A 26,126-nucleotide genomic window follows, 5' to 3' on the forward strand; every position below is an offset into this window, starting at 1 on the left:
GAAGCACCAGCATTAGCGTCAAAGCCATAGCCTAACGTTATGTTTTTTCATGTTGAGTGTTATCTGATGCTTTTTGCAGGAATTCTCTAAGAATTTAGCTTCTCGGTGAGCAGGGTTATGGTACAATAAGCATGAGGTGAGACCATGTTTTTGAAACGGATCGAGCTATCCGGATTTAAATCATTCGCTGATCGAACCGAGCTTGAGTTCGTGCGCGGAATTACGGCTGTCGTGGGTCCTAATGGCAGCGGGAAAAGCAATATCTCCGACGGCATTAGGTGGGTACTCGGGGAGCAAAGTGCAAAGTCGCTGCGCGGTGGCAAGATGGAGGATGTCATCTTTGCAGGCAGTGACACTAGACGAGCGGTGAATTATGGGGAAGTGTCGTTAACACTTGACAACAGCTCTCAATCGCTTCCGCTTGATTTTCATGAGGTAACGGTGACAAGAAGAGTGCACCGCAGCGGTGAAAGCGAGTACTTAATTAATAAGCAGCCGTGCCGGTTGAAGGATATAACGGAACTGTTCATGGATACAGGGATTGGTAAAGAAGCGTATTCCATTATTGGACAAGGACGTATTGAGGAAATATTGAGTACAAAATCAGAAGATCGCCGCGGCATATTTGAGGAAGCTTCGGGGATCGTCAAGTATAAATCGCGTAAGCGTGAAGCGGAAAAGAAGTTAAACGATACCGAGCAAAATTTGCTGCGGATTCATGACTTGGTCATGGAGCTTGAGGATCAGGTGGAGCCGCTCCGCGAGCAAGCAGAGAAAGCGATTCGCTATAAGGAATTGCGGGAAATACTCAAAAGCAGCGAGATCTCGATGTATGTGCATCAGATTGACCAAATCTATTTGTCATGGAACGAAGCCAGCATGAAGCTGAAACAGCTTCAGCAGCAGCAGACAGAGCTCGCAACCATAGTCAACCAGCATGATGCACATTTGGAGAAGCATCGTTGGGAGACTCGTAGGCTGGAAGAAGAGCTCGAGAAGCTGCAGGAGAGCTTGCTGGTCATCAGTGAAGAATTTGAGAAATGTGAAGGACAAGGTGAAGTTTTAAAGGAACGAAGCCGGAACTTTGCTGCTAACCGTACGCAGCTTTTGACCACGATTGCCATGCAAGAGCAGCGTAAAGCTGATAAAGAAGCGGAATTGGCGAGTCAGCGGGAAAAGATTATTGCAATCGGAGCGCAGCTGTTCGAATTTCAAGCCAAATTGGCGGCCGAAGAAGAGCGTCTCCTTGGCGTTAACGGTGGGATCAGCTCAGCGCCAGAGGATCAACTCAAAGGCGAGCTCCTTGAGACGTTAAACAAGATGGCTCAGGCAAGGAATGAAATCCGTTATGCTGAGCAGCAAATGGAAAGCTTGAGTCGGAGGCTGGACAGGCTTGATGAAGAGAGAAACAAATGGGCGGACCAGCGTGACAAAATTATGCTGCGTAAGCAGGATCTGTCCGACAGGCTGACGGCTATTGTTAAGGAGATTGAAGAAGTTCGGGTACGATATGCAGAACTCACAACCCATTTGAAGAGCAAACAAAACCTGCTAGATGAAGCGCAGAGCACGGTACGTAAATGGGAGCAGAAGCTGGATGCGCTCACTTCCAGGCGCGATACGATGAAAGAGATGGCCAGTGATTACGACGGCTTTATGCAGGGCGTTAAAGAAGTGCTCAAAGCTAAAAACCGTAAAGATTTGCGAGGCATTCGGGGAGCGGTTGCGGAACTGGTTAAAGTGCCAGCTTACATTGAGATCGCGATCGAAACAGCACTTGGCGCAGCACTGCAAAATATCGTCGTCGAAACCGAAGCGGACGGACGGGAAGCCATTGCCTTTCTGAAGCGCCGTCAAATGGGACGAGCGACCTTCCTGCCAATGAACGTCATTCGCAGCCGTTCTATTCCAGAACACGAAGCCAATGCTTTAAAATCAGCTAAAGGGTTTGTCGGGGTCGCTGCGGATCTAGTTGAATACGATTCAACGTATCGCAATATTTTTTCAAGCCTGTTGGGGAATGTGATTATTGCCCAAACACTCGAAGAAGCCAACCATATTGCCGCTAAAGGCCAGTACCGTTATCGTGTCGTTACCCTCGAAGGAGACATCGTCAATCCAGGCGGTTCCATGACAGGAGGTAGCTTGCAGAAAAAGACGACCAGTTTGCTCGGTAGGCAGCGGCAGATTGAGGAGCTGGATGACGAAATCAAGTCGTCGCAAAGCCAATTGACAGGTCTTCGTGAGAAAACAAGCCTGATGAAGCGAGAAATAACCGAAGATATGATGAAAATCGAGCAGCTTCGTCATGAAGGAGAGCAGCAGCGCATTACGGAGCAGCAGATCCGAGCCGAGCTGAACCCATTGGAAGCGGAGACCCGCACAGTAGAGGAGCAGCTTTCCTTAGATACTCAGGATAGAAGCTCACTGCTGCAGGAGCAGTCTGATTTTGGCAAAAAGAAGCTGGAGGCGGAGCAGCTGTTATCTCAGCTTCAAGAAGAAGAAGCTTCGCTGCAGCAGGCCATTCGTGAGGCCGAAATTTCACGTAAAGCGAACGAATCGCAGAAGGAAGAGCTTCAATCGCAGCTCACAGATTTGAAGGTGAGGGTTGCATCAACGTCACAAGAGAAGCAATCGCTCCAAGACCAGCAGAGGCGTCTGCAGCAGGATTTGACCGAGGGTATCCAGGAGATGACGACGAATCGTCAGCTGTTGGAACAGCTGGAAGCAGATATCGCCGCTTTGGATCAGGAGACAGTTCTTCAGATCGAGCAGTTAAATGATTTGAAGCTTAAGAAGCAGCAGTGTGCGGAGCAAATTGACTTCAAACGCGCAGAACGAACCGAATGGATTCAAAAGCTCGAACAAGAAGAGAATGAAACCCGTGTTCAGCGTCAACAATTGAAACAGGTTGAAGATGATCTGCATCAGACGGAAGTAAGGGTAACGCGCTTGGATGTGGAGCTCGATAATTTGCTCAGAAAGCTTGCCGAGGAGTACGAGCTTAGCTACGAGCTGGCCAAGGAACGATATCCAGTGCCTGAAGATGTTCCCGGTACACAAAGCAGGGTACGTGAGCTGAAGCGTGAGATTGCTTCTCTGGGTGACGTGAATCTTGGGGCAATCGAAGAGTATGCGCGTGTATCGGAACGCTTTGAATTTTTGGATTCACAAAAGAATGACTTGATTGAGGCGAAAACAACCCTTTACCAGGTCATCCACGAGATGGATCAAGAAATGTCCAAGCGCTTTAAGACGACATTCGACGCGATTCGCTCGCATTTTGTAATCGTATTTGCTAAGCTGTTTGGTGGAGGTCGAGCCGATCTTATCTTATCGGAGCCGGACAATCTTCTAGATACCGGGATCGAAATTGTCGCACAGCCACCGGGAAAGAAGCTGCAGAACCTTCAGCTCCTATCCGGCGGAGAGCGGGCTTTGACTGCAATTGCATTGCTATTTTCCATTATTCGGGTCAAGCCTGTGCCGTTTTGTGTGCTCGATGAGGTGGAAGCCGCGCTTGATGAGGCCAACGTTTCCCGTTTCGCGGAGTATCTGCGTGAATTTTCGGAAATGACGCAGTTTATTGTTGTTACTCACCGAAAAGGAACAATGGAAGAAGCAGACGTGCTATATGGTGTAACGATGCAGGAGGGCGGCGTATCCAAGCTGGTGTCAGTCCGATTGGAAGACGAGGAAGCCGCATTTTCCGCGTAATGATGTATAGATAGAATGACAGGGAGTTTGGTGGAAGAATGAGTTTTTTTAAACGGTTAAAGGAAAGCATTTCAAGCAAAGCTGAATCGGTCACCAATAAGTTTAAAGAAGGCTTATCCAAAACAAGAGATGTATTCGTAGAACGTGTAGATGATCTGTTCAGCCGCAGAAAGAAAATCGATGAAGAATTTTATGAAGAGCTAGAAGAAATCTTGATTGGCGCCGATGTCGGCGTAAACACCGTGCTGAATTTGATCGATCAACTGCGCGCGGAGGTCAAAAAACGTAAAATTGAAGATCCCAGCGAACTTCAACCTATCCTATCTGAGAAGCTTATCGGGCTGTTAAAAGGTGATGAGGGCACAAGCTTAAACCTCAATCCGAACGGACTTTCCGTTATCCTGTTTGTCGGTGTGAATGGCGTTGGCAAGACTACGACAATCGGCAAGATGGCGCATATGTTCAAATCCCAAGGGAAAAAGGTATTGATGGCCGCAGGAGACACGTTCCGTGCCGGAGCGATCGAGCAGCTGGAGACTTGGGGAGAACGAGTCGGTGTTGATGTCATCAAGCAGCAATCAGGCGCGGATCCTGCTGCGGTTATGTTTGATGCGGTGCAAGCTGCCAAAACCCGAGGTGTTGACATTTTACTGTGCGATACAGCGGGACGTTTGCAGAATAAAGTTAATCTCATGGAAGAGTTGAACAAAATTTATCGGGTTATTCAGCGTGAAGTTCCCGATGCTCCTCATGAGGTCATCTTGGTGCTGGACGCTACGACAGGACAAAATGCATTGAGCCAGGCCAAGCTGTTTGGCGATAAGACTGGTCTAACAGGTCTTGTGCTTTCCAAATTGGACGGTACAGCCAAAGGCGGCATCGTTGTAGCAATCCGACAGGAACTGTCACTACCTGTGAAATTTGTGGGCTTAGGTGAGAAAATGGACGATTTGCAGCCGTTTGATTCGGAGCAATTTGTGCACGCCTTGTTCGGTAAATGGATTAACGAATCCAATGAAGAGGCAGAGCAATAAGTCGAAGACCCCCTTGAGCAATTGCGGGATATTAATGATCGACAGTACAGCTGCAGCATCAGCCAAGAATGTTAGGCGAATACATCCTTCGTAAGTCGTAAATGACTTGCGGAGGATTTTTTTAAAGCTATTTTTTCTGACAAGGTAAAATGCTTGACATTGATTCCGTAATTGAGTATGATAAGTTCTGTTGTTTCACTGTCAAGTGTAGAACCTTTACGGAGGTGGCTGAAGGTGCCTGTTGATCAAATGCTGGAGAAAACGAACAGAATTAATCTGCTGTTTGATTTTTATGAGCCCCTGCTGACAGAGAAGCAGCGAACGTTTCTCAAGCTTTATTTTCACGATGATTACTCGCTTGGCGAGATCGCAGAGAATTTCGAGATCAGCCGGCAGGCGGTCTATGAACATATTAAACGAGCGGAGCAGACGCTTGGCGATTACGAAGATAAGCTGAAGCTTCTGGACAAGCATGAACAGAGAATGAAGCTTCGCGGTGAATTGATGCAGGTGCTTGATACTTGCGATTGTGAGCCTGAGCTAAAGAGGAAAACCAGCTTGATATTTGATACAATGATTGGGATGGATTGAATAGAGGCAGGAGGTGAAGCGCATGGCATTTGAAGGATTGGCGAGCCGATTGCAGAACGTATTTGGCAAGCTGAGAAGCAAAGGTAAGCTATCGGAAGAAGATGTAGGCGAAGCGCTTCGCGAGGTTCGGTTGGCGCTGCTGGAAGCAGACGTTAACTTTAAAGTAGTAAAAGACTTCATCGCGAAAGTGAAGGAGCAGGCAATCGGTCAGGAAGTGATGAAATCCTTCACGCCAGGCATGGTTGTCATCGATATCGTAAATAAAGAGCTTACAGCTCTTATGGGCGGAACTCAGAGTAAGCTAGCTCGTTCCAACCGTCCGCCAACGGTAATCATGATGGCTGGTTTACAGGGTGCAGGTAAGACGACCTCTTCCGGTAAGCTGGCGAAGATGCTGCAGAAGCAAAATCATCGTCCGCTCCTTGTCGCGTGTGATATTTACCGGCCAGCTGCTATTAAACAGCTTCAAGTGCTCGGTGAGCAGTTGAAGGTTCCAGTTTTTGCAATGGGGGATAAAGTCAATCCCGTTGAGATTGCGAAATCCGGATTGCAGCATGCGAAGGACAACGGCAATGATTACGTCATTATCGATACCGCAGGACGCTTACATATCGATGAAAACCTGATGGACGAGCTGAAGAACGTAAGGGAAGCCGTCAAGCCGGATGAAATTCTGCTGGTTGTCGATGCAATGACAGGACAAGATGCCGTCAATGTAGCCGAGAGCTTCCACAAACAGCTCGAACTGACGGGTGTTGTGCTGACTAAGCTTGATGGCGATACCCGCGGCGGTGCGGCATTATCGGTTAAAGCCGTCACAGGCTGCCCGATCAAGTTTGCAGCAATGGGTGAGAAGATGGATGCACTGGAGCCGTTCTTCCCAGACCGGATGGCATCTCGGATTCTCGGCATGGGTGACATGCTGACGCTCATTGAGAAGGCGCAAGCAGGAATCGATATGGATAAGGCGAAAGAGATGGAGCGCAAAATGCGCAATGCCGAATTCACCTTTGATGATTTCTTGGATCAAATGGAGCAGGTTAAAAAGCTAGGTCCGTTAGATCAAATCCTCGAAATGCTTCCGGGCGCCAACAAAATTAAAGGCATGAAAGATATGAAGGTCGATGACAAACAGATGGGCCGCATTGAGGCAATCGTGAAGTCGATGACCAAAGAAGAGAAAGTGAAGCCTGAGCTGCTGAACGCAAGCCGCCGCAAGCGGATTGCAATCGGAAGCGGTAACTCTGTTCAGGAGGTTAACCGTTTCATCAAGCAATTTGAAGATATGCGCAAGATGATGAAGCAGTTTTCCGGCATGATGGGGCCTAAAGGTGCGAAGAACTTGAAAAAGTTAGGCAAAGGGAAAGGCTTTAAATTCCCGTTCTAATAGAAAAAGTAAGGAAATGATTATTTGAAGTAGGAGGTGAATTTTCAAATGGCAGTACGTATTCGTCTGAAACGTATGGGTGCTCACAAAGCTCCTTTTTACCGTGTAGTGGTATCGGATTCCCGTTCCCCTCGTGACGGTCGTTTTATCGAGGAAATCGGTATCTACAATCCAGTAGCACAACCAGCGGTTGTGAATATTGATGAAGAGAAAGCGCTGAAATGGCTTCAAACTGGAGCTCAGCCTTCCGATACGGTTCGCAGCCTGTTCAGCAAAGCAGGTCTGATGACTAAGTTTCACGAGCTGAAACTTCAGAAGTAATCTGTAGCTTCGGAGGGTTGTTCATGAAAGAACTTATCACTGTTATTGCTAAGGCTCTTGTTGATCATCCGGAAGAAGTGCGTGTCGAGCGTGTGGAGAAAGATGATAAGATTGAGTTCAAGCTGTCCGTTCATCCTGACGATGTCGGGAAGGTCATCGGCAAGCAGGGCAAAATCGCGAAGTCGCTTCGCACGGTTGTCACCTCAGCAGCTGTGAAAGAAACCAAGCGTGTAGCTGTGGAAATTGTATCATAAGAAACAAGGTTAGGAGTTACGTTCCTAACCTTTTTCTTGTATCGCAAAATGACTGTGGAGGTCTGACGAAACAAGTATGAGTGAAAAATTGTATACGGTCGGTAAAATAGTGAATACCCACGGGATTCGCGGAGAATTGAAGATTGTGCCGGAAACGGATTTTCCTGAAAGATTTGAAAAGGGCAGCAAACTGGTGATCGTAGATTCTCAAAATCAGCAAACACCGGTGACGATCCATTCGTCCCGCTTACATAAAAACATGTACATTGTGCAGTTTGCGCAGTTTGCAAACATCAATGAAGTCGAAAAATTCAAAGGCTCGCTTCTGAAAGTGGAGGAGAAATTTCAACAGCCTTTAGAAGAAGGCGAGTATTACTATCATGAAATTATCGGCTGCCAAGTTGTGACGGAGGATGGACAAGAGCTTGGAAAGATTAAAGAAGTGCTGACACCTGGAGCAAATGACGTCTGGGTTGTGTCCCTGCCTAAAAACAAAGAGCTGCTGCTGCCTGTTATAGATGATGTGATTTTGGACGTAAATGTAGCGGAGAAAACGATTCGCATTCACCTCATGGAAGGATTACTGGAATGAGAATCGACGTATTGACCTTATTTCCGGAAATGTTCGAGGGTGTTTTTTCGTCCAGTATTTTAGGCAAAGCCCGCGATAAAGGGATCGTTTCCTTCAACACGGTCAATTTTCGCGACTATGCGAATAATAAACACAATACAGTCGATGATTACCCTTACGGCGGGGGAGGGGGTATGGTGCTTAAGGCGGAGCCGATTTTTTCCGCGGTTGAGGATCTTCCGGTCATCGGAGGTGAATCAGAGCAGCCTGTGAAGCCGAGAGTGATCCTGATGTGCCCCCAAGGAGAGCCGTATACACAGAAGAAGGCGGAGGAGCTTGCTTCGGAGAAGCATCTTGTCTTTATTTGTGGCCACTACGAAGGTTACGATGAACGTATTAGAGAGTATTTGGTGACGGACGAGATATCTGTAGGTGACTATGTACTAACAGGCGGAGAACTGCCTGCAATGGTCGTAATAGATAGCGTAACAAGACTTCTGCCAGGAGTGCTTGGTAATGAAATGTCCGCGGTAACCGATTCCTTCAGCACAGGGCTGCTTGAATATCCGCATTATACGAGGCCGGTCAAATTCAGAGATATGGAAGTGCCCGAGATTTTGCTGTCAGGCCATCATGAGAATGTGAATCGTTGGCGAAGACAGCAAGCATTGCTGCGGACTTGGCAGCGTAGGCCGGACTTGCTTGAAGGAAGAGAATTGACGAAGGAAGAGAAGGCTTGGCTGGACGAATGGAAGCGGGAAGGACTGGAGTGAAAATCAGTGCTTTCTCCACCTGCGGCTTGATTATTTGCTGCGAAATTGGTTAAAACTAGATCTTAGATGTTTTGAACTAGATCGGTTGTTTGATATCACCCCTATATGCAGAACGATCAACTAGGTTCAAAGTAAATAGTAATGGATTCTGAAAAACTCTTGCACGAATGCATCATAGTGTGATAGAATGAATCCTGTTTGAGTCCGGTGGTCCTCTGTGCGCGTATACTTCTAGGTATCGACATCATCTGAAAGAGCGGCATGAACACCTGTGTGGAAGGAGGGAGTCAACTATGAATCTGATCCAAGAGATTACGAAGGAACAACTGCGTACGGATATTCCTACTTTCCGTCCAGGCGACACACTGAAAGTTCACGTAAAAGTTATCGAGGGTTCTCGTGAGCGTATTCAGCTGTTCGAAGGTGTTGTTATTAAGCGCCGCGGCGGCGGAATTAGCGAAACGTTTACCGTTCGTAAAATTTCGTACGGTGTAGGTGTGGAAAGAACGTTCCCGTTCCATTCTCCGAAGATTGACAAGATTGAAGTGGCTCGCCGTGGTAAAGTTCGTCGTGCGAAACTTTATTATCTGCGTGGTCTTCGCGGTAAAGCAGCGAGAATTAAAGAGATTCGATAAGAAACCGGGGGGCTTGTTCAGGCAAGTCTCCTTTTCGTTTTTTCAGATGTTATCAGATCCATATCTTCAATTGAAAAGAGGCATTATGTGATGGAAGAGAGAAGCCAGGAACAATCCTACACTGAACCTGTAGCCGGTGCGAAGTCAGCGAAAAGCGAGACCTGGGAATGGATCAAAGCGTTATTGATAGCCGGGGTACTGGTTGTCATTATCCGTTGGCTGTTATTTTCACCGTTTATTGTTGACGGCGCATCGATGCAGCCCAATTTTCAAACCGCCGAACGTCTGATCGTGAATAAATTGATTTACGATATTCGTGCACCAAAACGAGGGGAAGTTATTGTCTTCCATGCCCCTGAAGGAAAAGATTATATCAAACGGGTCATTGCCCTCCCGGGAGAAACGGTAAAAGTCGAAGGGGATAAAGTATACATAAACGGTGAAGAGATCGATCAGCCTTACTTGAAAGAGGCTATCGAGCAAGCTCATCAAGAAGGAAGAAATTATAACCGCTTAGCTAATTATGCTGAGCAGAAGGTGCCGGATAACGAGCTGTTCGCAATGGGGGATAACCGTTCTAACAGTAAGGATAGCCGCGACCCATCCGTTGGCTTTGTGCCTTTCGAGAAAGTGGTTGGCCGTGCTGAAGTGATTTTCTGGCCGCTTAACAAATTCAGCTTTATACATTTTTGAGGTGACAATATGACCATACAATGGTTTCCCGGCCACATGACCAAGGCCCGCAGACAGATTGAAGATAAGCTTAAGCTGATCGATATCGTCATCGAGCTTTTGGATGCTCGCGTCCCGCTATCGAGCCGGAACCCAATGGTAGATGAAATTCTAAAGGGAAAGCCCCGTATGGTGCTTCTCAACAAGTATGATTTAGCGGATTCGCAATTAACCGCCGAGTGGGTACGATATTTTGCAGAACAAGGTTTAAAGGCTTTGCCGATTGATGCGGCCACCGGAACGAATGTAAAAGAGATTCTTCCGCGAGCCAAAGAACTATGGGCACATAAGATCGAAGCGCAGCTTCGTAAGGGCGTGAATCCCCGAGCGGTTCGAGCGCTTATTGTCGGAATACCCAATGTGGGCAAATCGACACTCATTAATCAGTTAGCTGGGAAGAAGATCGCTGCAACCGGCGATAGGCCAGGAGTGACAAAGGGACAGCAGTGGATCAAAGTAGGCACAGAAATGGACCTTTTGGATACGCCAGGTATTCTTTGGCCGAAGTTTGAAGATCAGATGGTCGGTCTGCGGTTAGCTGCGACAGGCGCGATTAAAGAAGAATTGCTTCATATGGATGAAATCGCATTTTTTGTTATCAAATATATGGTCAAACACTATGGTGCGGCTCTTCAGGAGCGATTTGGCATTGCCGAGCTGCCAGAGGATCTTGACGACCCGAATGAAGTCGTGAAGGTCATGGAAGCCGTCGGAAGAAAACGCGGTGCGATCGTAAGCGGCGGCAAAGTCGATCTTGATAAAGCGTCACTGATCATTATTCGGGACCTGCGTGCAGGGAAATTAGGCAGAATCACACTAGAAGTTCCCGGTGAATTATAAAACATCCACCTTAATCAAGCGTGTAGATAACGCAGGGTTAAGGTGGATGTTTTTGTTTGTGGATTTTGTCAAGCAATCAAGAAGGATGTTTATGAGTGGATCTGTCTATAAATGAGACTTATGATGAAAAGAATTATGCAGGATGCTAATACGGAGTAGAACAAATAGCCAAATATTCGGATGGGGGCAGGCATACTGTTTAGATCCGCTGTTTGTTGGGGAGCTCCAAGAACATGTTGATAATGCTCGGTTACACTGTTGAATGAGGGGATTTCACAAATTTCTTTTAGTTTGAGTTGTTGGCCACTTGTCATATGAGATGAAACCGGGGAGTTTTTGTCATGGTTCATAAACTCACCTCCACACATAAATAATAACATATTAAGGATAAATATGGGAAAATATGATGGTGGCGGTGACCTATATTACGTTCATGAAATGGCAGGAATTTGTATGCCCTTCTGCTCTGGAATCCTTTATAATGATAGGATGGGAAGGAGCTGTCATTCGTGCTTGAACATGAAATAGATCTTTGGAATCAAGGTTTTGTCCATATTGCTGGGGTGGATGAAGTGGGGAGGGGCTGCTTGTTTGGGGACGTTGTAGCGGCTGCAGTTATTTTACCAGCGGGTTTTGTTATCGAGGAAGTCAATGATTCAAAGAAGCTCTCTGAAAAGAAAAGGGAGCTGCTCTATGAGCGGATTATAGATGAAGCAGTAGCGGTGTCCGTTGGAATCGTTGATGTGGAAACCATTGAGCGTATTAATATCAAACAAGCCTCCAGACTGGCTATGAAGCAAGCTATTGAGGGACTGGTCACTAAACCTGACTATTTGCTGGTAGACGCAGAGAAAGTGGATCTGGACATTTCTCAGCTTGCCGTCATTCATGGAGACGCTCTAAGTCAATCCATTGCCGCTGCTTCCATCATAGCGAAAGTGACCAGAGACCGGATGTGCCAGAAGTGGGAGGAGCTATACCCGGAATACGGCATTCTAGTACATAAAGGCTATGCCACGAAGCATCATCGTGAGATGCTGCTCCGATATGGACCGACCCCCTTGCATCGAAAGCTTTTTATTCGTAACATCATGGCTCAAGCTGAGCAGCAAGCGGAGCAGATGGAACTGGAATTATTTTAATGATTGTTTAAAGAAAATGGAGCTGTTCGCCGATATTATACATAAGTGTCAGTTACGTGCGAGGTGAACGGAATGAATATTAGCGGATTGATCCGCAGCTTGGTTGGGGATTTGCAGGCGTCGGACTCTAAAGTATTGGAGCTCAAGGTTGGACAAGTTGTCAAAGGTGTTGTTCTGCAGTTAATGAACGATCAAGAAGCTATGATCAACATCGGCGGTGTACAGGTGCGCGCTAAGTTGGAAACTCCCCTGAAGCAGGGGGATGTAACGATGCTCCAGGTGCAACCAGAGTCTGGGAATGGACAGGTTTTACTGAAGCCGCTTCTTGCTTCTGATGTGCAAATAGCTGACGAATCAATGAATGAGCTGCTGAGAGCCTTCTCTTTAAAAGATACGGCAGGGAACCGACAGCTGGTGCAGCAGATTCAGCAGCAGGGCGTCCCCTTAACGAAGGAAACTGCACAGTCGTTTGCGGCTGTTCTCCAACAGATACCGGAAGGTATGGAGAAAGAAGAATGGGTACAGGCGGCGGTTCTGGCTTATAAAAGAGGTCTCCCTCTTACGAAGGATACGGTGGCTGCTTTACGGCAGACGACAGCCGGACCGCCTGCGGGACAGGTACTGGATAACTTGATGGAGCAGTCGGAGACGCTGCTGCAGGAGCAGCCGGATCATCCGGCTGCGGATACGTTGAAGCAGGTGGTCAGCCTGCTTCGTGAATTGCGCGAGTCCACGCCAGCTGCGTGGACGGGGAAGCAGCCGCAGCCGAAGGCAGACGCGGCTGCAGCGCCGGCAAGGCCTGCTGCTTCGCAGGCAGGCCAAGAGCCTCCGGCGGCGCCTGACGCGCCGCCTGCAGCCTCTACCGGCAGCGCTGCGCCCGCTGCCGGCAAGCCCGCAGCCGCGCCTTCGGCGGCTGCAGGGCACACCGCCTCCGCTGCGCCGCGCGCGGAGGCGAGCCCCGCCGGCTCGGCGCAGCCGCCGGCGGAAGTGCCTCCCGCCCGCCCAGCGTTGGCGGGCGCAGTACCTGCGGCTCAGGCGCGCAGCGCTGAGCCTGCCGCAAGCGGCGAACCGCCCTTGGCGGGTTCGCCAGCTCCCGCGCCGCCGGCTGAGCCGAAGGCGGCGGGGCGCCCGCAGGCGCAGCAGCCGGAGGCTGCGCCTGCAAGAGCAGAGGCTGATCGAGAGCCAAACTGGATCAGCCGCATGCTAAAGAGCGTGGGCGTAGAGCATGAGCATCATCTCGCGAAGCTTGATGATCGGTCGGATGCTCTGCAGCGCCCACGACTGCAGCAGGACGATCAGATGCTCGACCTGATCGCCCGCAGTGAACCGCAGGCAGGCGCAGAGAAGCCTGCCGCCGCCGAGACCCTCAAGAGCCTGCTTCTGCAGCTCACTGCCTCGGATGATACGCCTGCGCCGCTCAAAGAGGCGGCGCAGCAGGCCGTGCAGCAGGTCACCGGTCAGCAGCTGATGCTAAGCAGTGACAGAGCCTCCATGTTTGCTCATCTAACGTTGTTTATACCTTTTATGGACAACTCAGGACAGCAATCGGCAGCTGTGCATATCCAGTCCCGCAAGGGCAAGCGCGGGGAAGTGGATGCGAATAATTGCAGGCTGCTATTCGATTTGCAGATGAAATCGATGGGTAGTACACTTGTCGATGTGCAGGTCGTTAATAAAATTGTCAGTCTGCATATCCATAATGATCATCCTGCAGTATCCGCATTGATTGAAGGCTCGAGGCAAGAAATAGCCGCTTCGATGAACAAGGCCGGTTATCAATTTTTATCGTTGAAGGTCTCGCCATTCCCAGAGCCTATCCAAGCTAATGAGGGTGAAGGGAAATTAAATGGCCATTCAGAAGCGCTCAAAGCGGACCTGCGAAGCTTATATGAGCCTAAAACGTATAAAGGGGTGGATTTCCGCGCATGAGCAAGGAGCAGCCAAATAACAAGCCTACCCCGATCAAACAGGCGGTTGCGCTGAAATATACGCCGGAGCAGCAAAAAGCCCCGGTCGTCGTCGCCAAAGGTAAAGGCCATATGGCGGAGACAATTCTGCAAAAAGCAAAGGAAAATGGAGTACCGATTCAGGAAGACTCTTCGCTTGTGGAGGTGTTGTCCAAGCTGGATCTGGACCAGGAGATTCCTGCTGAGCTGTATCAGCTCGTCGCGGAAGTGCTCAGCTTTATTTACCGCTCGGATCATCGGATGAGTGCGGGCAGCTCGCGGGGGCTGCTATGACCATTGAACGCAAGGACCGGAGAAAAGAGCTGGGAGCGGCAGGCGAGGAAATGGCGGTACAGCTCTTAACCGATAAAGGATATACGATTAGCTCAAGAAATTGGAGATGCCGAGTAGGAGAAATTGACATCGTTGCGGAGAGTGAAGGTGTCCTTGTGTTTGTTGAAGTCCGAACCCGCAATTCTTCAAGAAGCTTCGGGATGGCTAAAGAATCCGTCGATTACCGGAAGCAGATGAAGGTGAGAGAAGCGGCTCAGTATTACTTGGCGAGGTACAAGCTCTATGATCGGCGGGTCAGGTTCGATGTCTTGTCCATTCAAATGAATCAAATGCATGATCGTCCTCTCATTGAACATATTGAAGGAGCGTTCTAACGTGGAATGACAGCAGATGAGCTGCCAATCCTATAGAAAGCTCCTTTTTCAATACAACCAATATGAAGTTGGAGTTTAGAATAGAAGCTCAGATGTTCTAACGCTACATCGACTGTTTTTTATCCAAATTGCGATATTGTATCGCTTCCGCCACATGCTGAGGCATAATTTGCTCGCTCTGGTCCATGTCTGCAACGGTAAGGGCCAGCCTTAGAATCCGGTCATGCGCTCTTGCGCTTAGGCCAAGGGATTCGAATGAGGCTTCCATCAAGCGGCTGCCTTCGGGAGTCAATCGGCAAATCCTGCGAAGCAGCTTTCCGCTCAATTCGCTGTTCGTTTGGATCCCGGTACCTTGATAACGGCTCAACTGCCTCTGTTTAGCCATAAGCACTTGCTCCAACATTTTTTCAGACGAGAGGTTATCCGAATGATGGCTGAGCTGCGCGAAAGCCGGCTTGGGCACTTCAATGTGAAGATCGATTCGGTCGAGCAAGGGCCCCGATATTTTTGAACGATATTGGATGATTTTTAATGGACTGCAGGTGCATGGCTGCTGCTCGGATTCAGCGCCTAAATATCCGCAGGGGCAAGGGTTCATTGCCGCAATCAACATGAATTGGGAAGGGAAGCTGTACGTGGCTCTTGCTCTGCTGATATTCACTCTGCGGTCTTCAAGGGGCTGACGCAATACTTCCAGCACGCTTCGTGAGAATTCGGGAAGCTCATCCAAAAGAGTACGCCCCGATGCGCTAAACTCACTTCACCGGGTTTGGGAATAGATCCGCCGCCAACGAGACCTGCAGCTGAGATGGTGTGATGCGGAGATCGGAAGGATCGTGCGCGCAGTAATGCCGAACGATCGGCAAGCTTGCCTGACGCACTGAATATTTTCGTTACTTCCAGAGCCTCGGAGTCTGACATAGGGGGGAGAATGGTGGGTAAACGCTTTGCAAGCATCGTTTTTCCCGTACCGGGAGGGCCAATCAGCATCATGTTGTGCATGCCGGCGGCAGCAACCATCATAGCCCGCTTTACTTGATATTGGCCGCTTACATCGGCAAAATCCTCACCGTACAAGGAGCTTTCAGCATGTTTTGTCATATTCTCGCTGCATGCATCTTCTTTATTCTCAACTAGAAGCTCATCCCAAAGCGAGTCGTTCTTCGTACTTAATTGCGCGAGTCTTGTTAATGCGTAGACCTCTACACCATCAATCAGCTTAGCTTCCTGGGCGTTTTGCGCTGGAACTACAATTCGCTTTACACCCATCTTTTCAGCTGCATGCACCATGGATAACACGCCGGCTACAGGCCTTAACGTCCCGTCCAGAGCAAGCTCTCCTACAAGCAAAGTTTGTTCCGCAGCTTGAAAGGCTACCTGCCCACTAGAGATCAATATCCCCATGGCAATCGCTAGATCGAAAGAAGAACCCTCCTTGCGCAGGTCGGCCGGTGCCAGATTGACGGTAATCCGGTCCATGGGGAAAGTAAACCCGCAGTTTTTGATGGCGGAACGCACTCGTTCCACGGATTCTCGGATGGCTGTATCGGGTAAGCCAACGAGGTTGATTTGGGGTAAGCCGCTTGAAATATCGACCTCGACTTCAATGATCTGACCTTCGATTCCTTGTAAGCATGCGCTTCTTACTTTTCCGTACATAATCAAATACACCTTTCCTTCCAAGAAGAGTGCAGTCTCGCTGCCCCATGTCTCAGGATTAAAGGTGCTTCCTTATTGATCCTATATGGCTCCTATTTTACAGGAACTTCCTTGTGTCGTGCAATGGTTTCAAAGTTTTTCCTCGGAAGTCCTTATAATATGTCGAAAGTATGCACATACTTGGAATTGAGGTGATGAAAATGCAGGAAAAACCGTATTTTTGCCCGAATTGCCGTTCGAATCGCGTTAAATTCAGTGTGATTACCAGCTACTCGCAATTTTTCATGAAGGACGCGCTTTCGGGTGCCATTCAGGAATTCCAAGAGCCTGATGCGATTCAAGAGGCGGAACCGACGATTCAATGTCAAGTATGCAGTTTTATCGGTAATGAGCTTCGCTTTATTAAACAAGCGGAGAGAGAACCTCGGATGAATACAACGACAACTACCATGTATTAATGGGGTCTGTATCACCTAGCTAGAGTTACCCATGATCAAGACGCAACTTCTCAGTTATCAAGAAGTGCGTCTTTTTATATGCAGGGTGATAGCTAAAGTTTTTCACGGTGAAAGGAAACTTCTACCGCTAACTTGAAAAAAATAAGGAAACTGTCGAAAAAAATGATACAATGGTTAGGGCTTGTAAAGAAGTGTGATACTAATTTCGGCTGCAGCTATTTGGTTGCTGTGCTGATGAATGGGAATCGCACTTTTCCCCATGCTTAACATGTAAAGAAAGTCCATACTGATAGGAGGATTTTAGGAAATGAATATCCATGAGTACCAAGGAAAAGAAGTCCTGAGACAGTACGGAGTCAGCGTTCCTAAAGGTAAAGTTGCTTTTACTGTAGACGAAGCGGTTGAAGCGGCTAAAGAGCTTGGAACATCTGTTGTTGTCGTTAAGGCACAAATTCATGCCGGAGGCCGCGGTAAAGCGGGTGGCGTGAAAGTAGCCAAAAACCTCGACGAAGTACGTACATACGCAAGCGAAATTTTGGGTAAGGTCCTTGTTACTCACCAAACAGGCCCTGAAGGCAAAGAAGTAAAGCGCCTTTTGATCGAACAAGGCTGCGATATTAAGAAAGAGTATTACGTGGGCGTAGTCGTAGATCGTGCTACTGGCTGCGTTGTTATGATGGCTTCCGAAGAGGGCGGTACGGAGATTGAGGAAGTTGCCGAGCATTCCCCAGAGAAAATTTTTAAAGAAGTGATTGACCCTGCAGTCGGCCTGCAAGCTTTCCAAGCTCGCAAATTGGCTTACGCGATTAATATTCCAACTGCGCTTGTGAACAAAGCGGTTAAATTCATGACGGCTCTGTACACAGCGTTTGTAGATAAAGATTGCTCGATCGCTGAGATCAACCCATTGGTTGTAACTGGTGATGGCGATGTCATGGCTCTGGATGCGAAGCTGAACTTCGACTCCAATGCACTGTATCGTCACAAAGATATTCAGGAGTTGCGTGACCTGGAAGAAGAAGACGAGAAGGAAATCCAAGCTTCCAAATTTGATCTGAGCTATATCGCTTTGGACGGAAACATCGGCTGCATGGTTAATGGAGCTGGTCTTGCTATGGCGACAATGGACATTATCAAATACTACGGCGGAGATCCTGCTAACTTCCTTGACGTAGGGGGCGGCGCTACGAAAGAGAAAGTAACGGAAGCTTTCAAAATCATTCTGTCTGACGAACAAGTAAAAGGTATCTTCGTTAATATCTTCGGCGGTATCATGCGTTGCGACGTTATTGCTGAGGGTGTTGTAGCAGCTGCGAAAGAGCTTGGTCTTTCCCGTCCGCTTGTTGTGCGTTTGGAAGGTACGAACGTTGATCTTGGTAAGAAGATTCTTAACGAGTCCGGTCTGAACATCGTAGCGGCTGATTCCATGGCTGACGGCGCTCAGAAAATCGTTGCTCTAGTTAAATAATTTCCATAGCCCGAGTGGTTTTTTCATAAATAAATAGAGGATGTGAACTTTAGATCATGAGTATTTTGGTCAATAAAAATACAAGAGTTATCACGCAAAATATGACGGGTAACACAGGTATGTTCCATACCAAAGGCGGTCTGGAGTACGGCACGCAAATGGTTGCGGGCGCTGTTCCTGGTAAAGGCGGTCAAAACGTCGACTTCACATTGGAAGACGGTTCTACCGTTACTCTTCCTGTCTATAACACGGTTGCAGAAGCTAAAGCGGCTACAGATGCTAACGCATCGGTTATTTATGTACCGCCTGCTTTTGCAGCAGACGCGATCATGGAAGCAGTAGATGCTGACCTGGATCTTGTTATTTGTATTACTGAAGGTATTCCTGTACTTGACATGGTCAAAGTAAAACGCTATATGGAAGGCAAAAGAACGATCCTGATCGGACCTAACTGCCCAGGCGTCATTACTCCAGGCGAGTGCAAAATCGGCATTATGCCGGGCTACATCCATACGCCAGGACACGTTGGCGTTGTATCCCGTTCCGGAACATTGACGTATGAAGCGGTTCATCAATTGACGACTCGCGGAATCGGACAATCTTCGGCTGTTGGTATCGGTGGAGACCCTGTTAAAGGCTCCGAGTTTATCGACATTTTGAAAATGTTCAATGAAGATCCTGATACTTATGCGGTTATCATGATTGGTGAAATTGGTGGTACGGCAGAAGAAGAAGCAGCTGAATGGATCGCGGCAAACATGACGAAGCCGGTTGTCGGTTTCATCGGCGGTAAAACAGCGCCTCCAGGCAAACGTATGGGTCACGCTGGCGCTATCATTTCAGGCGGTAAAGGTACGGCTGCTGAGAAAGTGGCGACAATGGAGAGATGCGGTATCAAAGTTGCTGCAACACCATCTGAGATGGGCTCCACTTTGGTAAGCGTACTTGAAGAAAAAGGCATTCTTGAAAAGTGCATTACAAAAAAATAAGGCAAACACAAGGTAAGCAACCTTTCAATTCCCTTAACCGGGTACTGAAAGGTTTTTTTATTTTCTAGCAGGCTTTCTATTTGTTTTCTTGAAAAGGAGTGTATATACTTATGGATAATCGCTTCATTATATTTGGTTTGCATGAGATTGAAGGAGTAGGCTGGCAGTCGATGTTACGACTTCTTACCGCTTTTCCTGAACCCTACCAATTGTTTGGCCTTTCCGCCGAGCAAATCGCTTCATGCGGTGTGAAACGGTCGATCGCTGAACGCATCGCCTCTGAATTTACTCCCGGATTTATCGAGATTAAGCTTCAATTATATAAGAAGCATTCCATTCAATTCTTGACGATTGTGGATGAAATGTACCCCGCTATTCTGAAAGAAATCGCTCAACCTCCTTGGATTCTTTATTATAAAGGCGATCCGGCGTACCTACAGATGAGGTCGATTGGAATTGTTGGAACGCGTATGCCAACTCCCTATGGGAAGAAGATCGCATCCCAATTGGCAGCTCAATTGTCAAAGGCCGGCTTTGGCGTCGTAAGCGGTTTGGCGCGAGGCATCGATAGTCATGCTCATTTGGGCGCCTTGCAGGGCAGTGCAAAGACGGTAGCCGTGTTAGGCTGTGGAATTAACCAGATCTACCCGCGTGAGAATGCCCCATTGTACAAGCAAATCGAGCAAGAGGGAATTATTGTCTCGGAATACCCCATTGACACGAAGATGCATCCTGGAATGTTTCCTCAGCGAAATCGAATTATCGCGGGGTTGTCTCTAGGGGTGGTGGTCGTGGAAGCAGCTGCTGATAGCGGCTCACTCATAACGGCGAATTTTGCCGTAGATGAATCGAGGGATGTGTTCGCAGTACCAGGTCCAATCACCTCGCTGCAAAGCCAAGGCGTGTACGAGCTCTTACGTAAGGGAGCACGGATTGTGACGCGGGTGGAGGATATTCTTCATGATTATCATTACCTTCTAAGCGAGTCAGAGAAAAGCGCACTTCATAGGACTCAAGCCTCAGCTGAGCTGACGAATGAGGAGGCGGAAATCGCTCGAATGTTGTCGGATGTTCCGGTTACGATCGACGAGCTGCTGGAGGGGAGTCAATTTACGTTTGGACATTTGCATGCAGTTCTGTTATCTTTACTATTGAAAAAGGCGATTAAACAGCTTCCAGGATCTTCTTACATATTAGCATAGGCTGCTCAAGGGGCTATTCTTCTCGCCAATAGACTTAATCGGAGACCACGAGGGGAGGAAGGACGATATGGCGGATTCTCTTGTCATCGTCGAATCACCAGCAAAAGCCAAAACCATCGGTAAATATCTGGGCAGCAAATACATCGTTAAAGCCTCGATGGGTCACATTCGAGACCTTCCGAAAAGCCAAATTGGCGTTGAAGTCGAACGAAACTTTGAGCCTAAATACATAACGATACGCGGCAAAGGCTCGGTTCTTAAAGAACTGAAGGATGCCAGTAAAAAAGTGAAAAAAATATATCTCGCAGCTGACCCGGATCGTGAGGGTGAAGCGATCGCGTGGCACCTGGCTCACTACTTGGACGTAGGTCAAGAGGAAGCCTGCCGCGTTGTTTTCAATGAGATTACCAAGGACGCTGTGAAGGATGCATTCAAAACACCGCGGCGCATTAATCAAGACCTTGTAAACGCTCAGCAAGCAAGACGCATTCTGGATCGGTTGGTTGGTTACAAGATAAGCCCTCTACTTTGGAAAAAGGTGAAAAAAGGGCTATCTGCTGGCCGCGTTCAATCCGTAGCCGTTAAGTTAATTATGGACCGGGAGAATGAAATCAAGGCTTTTGAGCCGGAAGAATACTGGTCTATCACTGTGTCGCTCGAGTCAGGCAAAAGTGTGTTTGAAGCTAAATATCACAGTTTGAATGGCGAGAAGAAGGAGCTTCACTCCGAAGAGGATGTTAAGCTGGTGCTGGAAGCGATGGGCAGCGGTGATTTTGTTGTCCGTGAGATCAAGGAAAAGGAACGCCAGCGTAATCCGTCCCCGCCTTTTATTACAAGCTCCCTGCAGCAGGAAGCTGCCCGCAAGCTGAATTTCAGGGCATCCAAGACGATGTCCGTTGCGCAGCAGCTCTATGAAGGTATTGATCTTGGTAAAGAAGGCACAGTAGGTTTAATTACCTATATGAGAACGGATTCCACAAGGATTTCGCCGGTAGCTCAAGAGGAAGCGAAAGAGTTTATCTTGGCAAAGTACGGCGCTGCCTTTTATCCGGAAACGCCTCGCCAATACATAAAGAAGAATGCTAATGCCCAGGATGCGCATGAAGCCATTAGACCAACGTCTGTGCTGCGAGAGCCTGAGCAGATGAAGGGATTTTTGAGCAAAGATCAATTCCGCTTGTACAAGCTCGTTTGGGAGAGATTCGTAGCGAGCCAAATGGCTTCAGCGGTTTTGGATACTATGACCGTCGATTTGGCTGCGGGCGAAACGATGTTTAGAGCTGCGGGTTCCAAGATGAAATTCCCGGGTTTCATGAAAGTATACGTGGAGAGCAATGACGATGGAACGACGGAGGAAGATAAGCTTCTGCCTCCTTTGACAAAAGGGGATCAGCTGCAGAAGCAAAGTATCGACCCGAAGCAGCATTTCACGCAACCGCCGCCAAGATATACGGAAGCTCGCCTAGTTCGTGCGTTGGAGGAAATGGGGATCGGACGCCCAAGTACATATGCACCTACCCTAGAAACCATCCAGAAGCGCGGATATGTGGCTATTGAGGAGAAAAAGTTCGTTCCTACGGAGCTCGGTGAACTCGTCATTCAACTCATGCAGGAATTTTTCCCGGAAATTCTCGATATCGAATTCACGGCGCATATGGAAGAAGAACTCGATTTTGTAGAAGAAGGCAAGGAAGATTGGGTTAAAGTTCTGGATTCGTTCTATTCATCCTTTGAAAAGCGTCTGGAAGTCGCGGAAGAAGAGATGAAAGAAATTGAGATTCAAGATGAGGTATCGGACGAAATCTGTGAGAAATGCGGTAAGCATTTGGTTTATAAAATGGGCCGCTTTGGAAAATTCCTGGCGTGCTCCGGATTCCCGGACTGCCGCAATACGAAGCCGATTATCAAGGATATTGGGGTGACCTGCCCGACTTGCCACGAAGGTAAAATTGTTGAGCGAAGAAGCAAGAAGGGACGCGTGTTCTACGGCTGTGACCGTTATCCGGAGTGTGACTTTGTTTCCTGGGATAAGCCGGTCAGCAAGCCTTGTCCGCAGTGCAGTTCCATGCTGATCGAAAAGAGAAGCAAGAGCGGCGCGACCCATCAATGCATTCAATGTGACTTCAAAGAAGACGCTGCGGAAGATGCCAGCGATGATGTGAAAGAGTAGAGGTGTACCGATTTTGTCTGAATATCCAAAAGTTACAGTAATCGGAGCAGGCCTAGCCGGCAGTGAAGCTGCATGGCAGATCGCCAAGCAAGGCGTGCCCGTCGTGTTATATGAAATGAGGCCGGTTCGCAAGACGCCGGCTCATATTACCGATCAATTTGCCGAGCTTGTATGCAGCAACTCGCTTCGCGCTAATGGACTAACGAATGCTGTCGGGGTCCTGAAAGAAGAAATGAGACGAATGGACTCCTTGATTCTTTCTTGTGCCGATAAGCATGCAGTGCCTGCTGGCGGAGCTCTTGCAGTAGACAGGGAAGGCTTTTCGCAGGAGGTTACTTCCACTCTTCGGAACCATCCATTGATTGAGGTACGCAATGAAGAGATGCAAACACTGCCTGAAGGAATTACTATCGTAGCTTCAGGCCCGCTGACATCTCCTTCTTTGTCTGCTGAACTGAAGCAGCTGATGGGTGAGGAGTACCTGTACTTTTATGACGCTGCCGCTCCTATCGTGGAGAAAGAATCCATCGATATGAATAAAGTCTACTTGGCTTCCCGCTATGATAAAGGGGAGGCTGCCTATTTAAATTGCCCTATGACCGAAGAAGAGTTTAACGTCTTCTATGAAGCTTTGATCAGCGCAGAGGTTGCGGAGCTGAAGGATTTTGAGAAAGAAATTTATTTCGAGGGCTGTATGCCGATCGAGGTTATGGCTAAGCGCGGCAAGCAAACCGTATTGTTCGGTCCGATGAAACCGGTCGGTCTAATCAATCCTCATACAGGCAAGCTGCCTCATGCTGTGGTACAGCTTCGCCAAGACAACGCTGCTGGTACGCTGTATAATTTGGTAGGTTTCCAAACACACCTCAAATGGGGAGAACAAAAGCGTGTATTATCGCTTATCCCAGGACTAGAGAACGCTGAATTCGTTCGATATGGGGTTATGCACCGAAATACATTTATTAATTCTCCAAAGCTTCTTGAGGCAACGTATCAATTCAAGCACCGATCCAATTTGTTCTTCGCAGGACAAATGACAGGTGTTGAAGGTTATGTTGAGTCTGCTGCATCAGGACTGATTGCAGGACTGAATGCAGGGCGTTTGGCTAAGAACGAAGATTGTCTCGTATTCCCTGCGGAAACGACACTAGGGAGTATGGCCCATTATATTACGACTGCAGACTTCAAGCATTTTCAACCGATGAACGCGAATTTCGGACTCCTTCCGCCGCTTCCGCAGCGAATCCGTAACAAGAAGGAGAAGTACGAAATACTGGCAAACCGTGCACTGGAAAGTATTCAGAATTTTACACAAATTGAGCATCGTTTAACTTGTAAGTAAGATTCAGCCTGTGTTACTATAATTATGCTTTTATGAAATCGGACTCCGGAGCAGCAACAAAACCAACGTTTTTGTGGCTGCTTCTCATTTATTTACATGCAAGGAACATATAATGAACGAGCAGGGATGAACGGCTTATCCGTTACCATCACCGAGCTGCGTTCTTTTTATGTGTCATGGTCTGATTGTATTTGTAAGTGTGAATGTTACAAGAATCCCATAATGAGGTGAAACGGATGGATCCAAAGCATGCAACGTTTCATGCAACTACGATATTTGCAATTCGTCATCAGGGCAAAGGAGCGATCGCTGGAGACGGGCAGGTAACGTTTGGCAATAGTATGATTATGAAGGGGAGCGCCAAGAAAGTAAGGCGTTTATATAGAGGGAAAGTGATTGCTGGCTTTGCAGGCTCTGTTGCGGATGCCATAACCTTGTTCGAGAAGTTCGAAGGCAAGCTGGAAGAGCATCACGGCAACCTGCAGCGCGCGGCTGTAGAACTAACAAAGGACTGGAGGCAAGACCGTGTACTCCGAAAGCTGGAGGCCATGATGATTGTTATGGACGCTACAGGGCTTTTGCTTCTTTCCGGTAATGGAGAAATTATTGAACCGGATGACGGTATTTTGGCAATTGGCTCGGGCGGTAGCTTCGCATTAGCTGCTGGCAGGGCCCTACATAGACATGCGCCGAATTTGAGCGCTAAAGAAATTGCTCATGCTGCACTGACAACCGCGGCAGAGATATGTGTATTTACAAATCATAATATCATTGTAGAAGAAATTGAATAGCACTTTACGGATTGAAATAGGAGGGTTCCAAATGAAAAACAGTTCCCTGACGCCTAGACAGATCGTTCAAGAATTGGATCGATATATTGTAGGGCAAAAGAATGCGAAGAAATCAGTAGCGATCGCACTGCGAAACCGATATCGCAGAAGTTTACTGGATGAGTCAATTCGCGAAGAGATCGTTCCAAAAAATATTTTGATGATTGGACCTACGGGAGTAGGGAAAACTGAGATTGCGCGCAGACTTGCAAAGCTTGTTGGCGCTCCATTTATTAAAGTAGAGGCGACGAAATTTACTGAGGTTGGATATGTGGGGCGTGACGTTGAGTCCATGGTCCGGGATTTGGTCGAAACGTCCATACGCATGGTGAAGGCGGAGCGTACGGAAACTGTCAAAGATCGTGCCGAAAAGCTCGCGAACGAACGAATCGTCCATTTACTTGCACCAAGTCCAACCAAAGCAAAGAGTCAGCGAAATCCGCTAGAGATGCTTTTCGGAGGGCAAAATCAACAAACGGAAGAAGAGCAACCGTCGACGGATCCTTCTTTAACATCCAAACGGGCCCAAATCGCCGAACAATTAGCCGCGGGTCAACTAGAGAAGGAAGTCATTGAGTTAGAAGTTGAGGATAACTCTCCAACCATGCTGGATATGTTATCAGGTCAGGGTAACGAGCAGATGGGGATGAACATGCAGGAAATGTTCGGCAGCTTGATGCCTAAGAAGACCAAAAAGCGAAAACTGACTGTGAAGGAAGCACGTAAAATATTGATTCAAGAAGAAGCGCAGCGTTTGATTGATATGGATGAAGTGATCCAAGAATCGGTTAGTCGTGCGGAGCAGTCTGGTATTATTTTTATAGATGAGATCGATAAAATTGCCAGCAGCAGCCGAGGAGGCGGTGGGCCGGACGTTTCCAGAGAAGGGGTACAGAGGGACATTTTGCCTATTGTTGAGGGTTCAACAGTCATTACGAAGTATGGACCTGTCAAAACTGATTATGTACTGTTTATCGGTGCAGGAGCCTTTCATGTTGCCAAACCGTCAGATTTGATTCCTGAGCTTCAGGGCCGTTTTCCAATTCGTGTTGAGCTTAATAATTTAACATTGGAAGATTTTGTTTCCATCCTTAAGGAACCTAAGAATGCCCTAACGAAGCAGTACACGGCTTTACTTCAAACCGAGGGTGTGGGAGTTGAATTTTCTGACGATGCTGTCAAAGAAATTGCTAGGATAGCTGTGGATGTCAATCAAAATACCGAGAACATCGGAGCGCGCCGTTTACATACGATACTGGAGAAACTGCTCGAGGATCTATCTTTCGAGGCTCCGGATATTACTTTGGAGCAAATTGTCATTACGCCTGAGTATGTCAAAGATAAATTAAGCGATATCGTGCAAAATCGCGATTTAAGTCAATATATTCTCTAAGTAT

At 47.9% G+C, this 26,126-nt stretch carries 25 protein-coding genes; 23 read left to right on the plus strand and 2 right to left on the minus strand.

The window, feature by feature from the left end:
• Positions 1-144: 144 nt before the first annotated feature.
• From smc to L0M14_RS09585, 15 genes are all read left to right on the plus strand, one after another.
• Positions 145-3,717 (plus strand): chromosome segregation protein SMC, encoded by a 3,573-nt coding sequence (gene smc / locus L0M14_RS09515; protein WP_235121882.1) that lies wholly within the window; start codon positions 145-147, stop codon positions 3,715-3,717.
• Between the two features lie 38 nt (positions 3,718-3,755).
• Positions 3,756-4,751, plus strand: a complete 996-nt coding sequence (ftsY, locus tag L0M14_RS09520) for a signal recognition particle-docking protein FtsY (protein ID WP_235121883.1) — start codon at positions 3,756-3,758, stop codon at positions 4,749-4,751.
• A 249-nt stretch (positions 4,752-5,000) separates the two neighbouring features.
• On the plus strand, positions 5,001-5,342 hold the full coding sequence (locus L0M14_RS09525) for a putative DNA-binding protein (RefSeq protein ID WP_235122865.1): 342 nt from the start codon (positions 5,001-5,003) through the stop codon (positions 5,340-5,342).
• 22 nt (positions 5,343-5,364) lie between these two features.
• Positions 5,365-6,729 carry a signal recognition particle protein gene (gene ffh / locus L0M14_RS09530; RefSeq protein ID WP_235121884.1) on the plus strand — a complete coding sequence of 455 codons (1,365 nt, stop codon included), beginning with the start codon at positions 5,365-5,367 and terminating at the stop codon, positions 6,727-6,729.
• 48 nt (positions 6,730-6,777) lie between these two features.
• Positions 6,778-7,050, plus strand: coding sequence for a 30S ribosomal protein S16 (gene rpsP / locus L0M14_RS09535; RefSeq protein ID WP_235121885.1), 273 nt, complete (start codon positions 6,778-6,780; stop codon positions 7,048-7,050).
• 23 nt (positions 7,051-7,073) lie between these two features.
• Entirely contained in the window at positions 7,074-7,304 is a 231-nt protein-coding gene (locus L0M14_RS09540; protein WP_235121886.1) for a KH domain-containing protein, read from the plus strand.
• A gap of 76 nt (positions 7,305-7,380) precedes the next feature.
• Positions 7,381-7,896, plus strand: a complete 516-nt coding sequence (gene rimM / locus L0M14_RS09545) for a ribosome maturation factor RimM (protein WP_235121887.1) — start codon at positions 7,381-7,383, stop codon at positions 7,894-7,896.
• Complete coding sequence (trmD, locus tag L0M14_RS09550) at positions 7,893-8,648, plus strand: tRNA (guanosine(37)-N1)-methyltransferase TrmD (RefSeq protein WP_235121888.1); 756 nt, start codon at positions 7,893-7,895, stop codon at positions 8,646-8,648. The genes rimM and trmD overlap by 4 nt, the downstream gene beginning before the upstream one ends.
• A gap of 293 nt (positions 8,649-8,941) precedes the next feature.
• Positions 8,942-9,283 carry a 50S ribosomal protein L19 gene (rplS, locus tag L0M14_RS09555; RefSeq protein ID WP_235121889.1) on the plus strand — a complete coding sequence of 114 codons (342 nt, stop codon included), beginning with the start codon at positions 8,942-8,944 and terminating at the stop codon, positions 9,281-9,283.
• A 90-nt stretch (positions 9,284-9,373) separates the two neighbouring features.
• Positions 9,374-9,976 (plus strand): signal peptidase I, encoded by a 603-nt coding sequence (lepB, locus tag L0M14_RS09560; protein ID WP_235121890.1) that lies wholly within the window; start codon positions 9,374-9,376, stop codon positions 9,974-9,976.
• A gap of 9 nt (positions 9,977-9,985) precedes the next feature.
• Positions 9,986-10,855, plus strand: a complete 870-nt coding sequence (ylqF, locus tag L0M14_RS09565; RefSeq protein WP_235121891.1) for a ribosome biogenesis GTPase YlqF — start codon at positions 9,986-9,988, stop codon at positions 10,853-10,855.
• 509 nt (positions 10,856-11,364) lie between these two features.
• On the plus strand, positions 11,365-11,997 hold the full coding sequence (locus L0M14_RS09570) for a ribonuclease HII (RefSeq protein ID WP_235121892.1): 633 nt from the start codon (positions 11,365-11,367) through the stop codon (positions 11,995-11,997).
• A 72-nt stretch (positions 11,998-12,069) separates the two neighbouring features.
• Complete coding sequence (locus L0M14_RS09575; RefSeq protein ID WP_235121893.1) at positions 12,070-13,926, plus strand: flagellar hook-length control protein FliK; 1,857 nt, start codon at positions 12,070-12,072, stop codon at positions 13,924-13,926.
• A complete protein-coding gene (locus L0M14_RS09580) occupies positions 13,923-14,237 on the plus strand; it encodes an EscU/YscU/HrcU family type III secretion system export apparatus switch protein (RefSeq protein WP_235121894.1) in 315 nt (104 codons plus the stop codon). The genes L0M14_RS09575 and L0M14_RS09580 overlap by 4 nt, the downstream gene beginning before the upstream one ends.
• On the plus strand, positions 14,234-14,611 hold the full coding sequence (locus L0M14_RS09585; RefSeq protein ID WP_235121895.1) for a YraN family protein: 378 nt from the start codon (positions 14,234-14,236) through the stop codon (positions 14,609-14,611). The genes L0M14_RS09580 and L0M14_RS09585 overlap by 4 nt, the downstream gene beginning before the upstream one ends.
• A gap of 103 nt (positions 14,612-14,714) precedes the next feature.
• Here the strand turns inward: L0M14_RS09585 and L0M14_RS31480 are convergent, their stop codons facing one another.
• Together L0M14_RS31480 and L0M14_RS31485 are read right to left on the minus strand one after the other, a co-directional pair.
• Complete coding sequence (locus L0M14_RS31480; protein ID WP_311198897.1) at positions 14,715-15,311, minus strand: ATP-binding protein; 597 nt, start codon at positions 15,309-15,311, stop codon at positions 14,715-14,717.
• The gene (locus L0M14_RS31485) at positions 15,269-16,270 is read right to left on the minus strand and encodes a YifB family Mg chelatase-like AAA ATPase (protein WP_311198864.1); all 1,002 of its coding nucleotides are present in this window, start codon (positions 16,268-16,270) and stop codon (positions 15,269-15,271) included. The genes L0M14_RS31480 and L0M14_RS31485 overlap by 43 nt, the downstream gene beginning before the upstream one ends.
• 200 nt (positions 16,271-16,470) lie before the next feature.
• Here L0M14_RS31485 and L0M14_RS09595 point away from each other — a divergent pair, with 200 nt between their 5' ends.
• The 8 genes from L0M14_RS09595 (at position 16,471) to hslU (ending at position 26,122) form a co-directional block, all read left to right on the plus strand.
• Positions 16,471-16,728 (plus strand): hypothetical protein, encoded by a 258-nt coding sequence (locus L0M14_RS09595; protein ID WP_235121896.1) that lies wholly within the window; start codon positions 16,471-16,473, stop codon positions 16,726-16,728.
• 307 nt (positions 16,729-17,035) lie between these two features.
• Entirely contained in the window at positions 17,036-18,196 is a 1,161-nt protein-coding gene (gene sucC, locus L0M14_RS09600; protein WP_235121897.1) for an ADP-forming succinate--CoA ligase subunit beta, read from the plus strand.
• 56 nt (positions 18,197-18,252) lie between these two features.
• Complete coding sequence (sucD, locus tag L0M14_RS09605) at positions 18,253-19,185, plus strand: succinate--CoA ligase subunit alpha (RefSeq protein WP_235121898.1); 933 nt, start codon at positions 18,253-18,255, stop codon at positions 19,183-19,185.
• 110 nt (positions 19,186-19,295) lie between these two features.
• On the plus strand, positions 19,296-20,387 hold the full coding sequence (gene dprA, locus L0M14_RS09610; RefSeq protein WP_235121899.1) for a DNA-processing protein DprA: 1,092 nt from the start codon (positions 19,296-19,298) through the stop codon (positions 20,385-20,387).
• A 67-nt stretch (positions 20,388-20,454) separates the two neighbouring features.
• A complete protein-coding gene (topA, locus tag L0M14_RS09615; protein WP_235121900.1) occupies positions 20,455-22,557 on the plus strand; it encodes a type I DNA topoisomerase in 2,103 nt (700 codons plus the stop codon).
• Positions 22,558-22,570: 13 nt separating this feature from the next.
• On the plus strand, positions 22,571-23,899 hold the full coding sequence (gene trmFO, locus L0M14_RS09620; RefSeq protein WP_235121901.1) for an FADH(2)-oxidizing methylenetetrahydrofolate--tRNA-(uracil(54)-C(5))-methyltransferase TrmFO: 1,329 nt from the start codon (positions 22,571-22,573) through the stop codon (positions 23,897-23,899).
• 236 nt (positions 23,900-24,135) lie between these two features.
• Complete coding sequence (gene hslV, locus L0M14_RS09625; protein WP_235121902.1) at positions 24,136-24,690, plus strand: ATP-dependent protease subunit HslV; 555 nt, start codon at positions 24,136-24,138, stop codon at positions 24,688-24,690.
• Between the two features lie 31 nt (positions 24,691-24,721).
• Positions 24,722-26,122 carry an ATP-dependent protease ATPase subunit HslU gene (gene hslU, locus L0M14_RS09630; RefSeq protein WP_235121903.1) on the plus strand — a complete coding sequence of 467 codons (1,401 nt, stop codon included), beginning with the start codon at positions 24,722-24,724 and terminating at the stop codon, positions 26,120-26,122.
• Positions 26,123-26,126 lie beyond the last annotated feature (4 nt).

Source organism: Paenibacillus hexagrammi (assembly GCF_021513275.1).
GTDB classification, from domain to species: Bacteria; Bacillota; Bacilli; order Paenibacillales; family NBRC-103111; genus Paenibacillus_E; species Paenibacillus_E hexagrammi.

Coding starts and splice junctions, on each gene's coding strand:
- smc (WP_235121882.1), top strand. CDS start 145: ATGTTTTTGAAACGGATCGAGCTATCCGGATTTAAATCATTCGCTGAT.
- ftsY (WP_235121883.1), top strand. CDS start 3,756: ATGAGTTTTTTTAAACGGTTAAAGGAAAGCATTTCAAGCAAAGCTGAA.
- L0M14_RS09525 (WP_235122865.1), top strand. CDS start 5,001: ATGCTGGAGAAAACGAACAGAATTAATCTGCTGTTTGATTTTTATGAG.
- ffh (WP_235121884.1), top strand. CDS start 5,365: ATGGCATTTGAAGGATTGGCGAGCCGATTGCAGAACGTATTTGGCAAG.
- rpsP (WP_235121885.1), top strand. CDS start 6,778: ATGGCAGTACGTATTCGTCTGAAACGTATGGGTGCTCACAAAGCTCCT.
- L0M14_RS09540 (WP_235121886.1), top strand. CDS start 7,074: ATGAAAGAACTTATCACTGTTATTGCTAAGGCTCTTGTTGATCATCCG.
- rimM (WP_235121887.1), top strand. CDS start 7,381: ATGAGTGAAAAATTGTATACGGTCGGTAAAATAGTGAATACCCACGGG.
- trmD (WP_235121888.1), top strand. CDS start 7,893: ATGAGAATCGACGTATTGACCTTATTTCCGGAAATGTTCGAGGGTGTT.
- rplS (WP_235121889.1), top strand. CDS start 8,942: ATGAATCTGATCCAAGAGATTACGAAGGAACAACTGCGTACGGATATT.
- lepB (WP_235121890.1), top strand. CDS start 9,374: ATGGAAGAGAGAAGCCAGGAACAATCCTACACTGAACCTGTAGCCGGT.
- ylqF (WP_235121891.1), top strand. CDS start 9,986: ATGACCATACAATGGTTTCCCGGCCACATGACCAAGGCCCGCAGACAG.
- L0M14_RS09575 (WP_235121893.1), top strand. CDS start 12,070: ATGAATATTAGCGGATTGATCCGCAGCTTGGTTGGGGATTTGCAGGCG.
- L0M14_RS09580 (WP_235121894.1), top strand. CDS start 13,923: ATGAGCAAGGAGCAGCCAAATAACAAGCCTACCCCGATCAAACAGGCG.
- L0M14_RS09585 (WP_235121895.1), top strand. CDS start 14,234: ATGACCATTGAACGCAAGGACCGGAGAAAAGAGCTGGGAGCGGCAGGC.
- L0M14_RS31485 (WP_311198864.1), bottom strand. CDS start 16,270: ATGTACGGAAAAGTAAGAAGCGCATGCTTACAAGGAATCGAAGGTCAG.
- L0M14_RS09595 (WP_235121896.1), top strand. CDS start 16,471: ATGCAGGAAAAACCGTATTTTTGCCCGAATTGCCGTTCGAATCGCGTT.
- sucC (WP_235121897.1), top strand. CDS start 17,036: ATGAATATCCATGAGTACCAAGGAAAAGAAGTCCTGAGACAGTACGGA.
- sucD (WP_235121898.1), top strand. CDS start 18,253: ATGAGTATTTTGGTCAATAAAAATACAAGAGTTATCACGCAAAATATG.
- dprA (WP_235121899.1), top strand. CDS start 19,296: ATGGATAATCGCTTCATTATATTTGGTTTGCATGAGATTGAAGGAGTA.
- topA (WP_235121900.1), top strand. CDS start 20,455: ATGGCGGATTCTCTTGTCATCGTCGAATCACCAGCAAAAGCCAAAACC.
- hslV (WP_235121902.1), top strand. CDS start 24,136: ATGGATCCAAAGCATGCAACGTTTCATGCAACTACGATATTTGCAATT.
- hslU (WP_235121903.1), top strand. CDS start 24,722: ATGAAAAACAGTTCCCTGACGCCTAGACAGATCGTTCAAGAATTGGAT.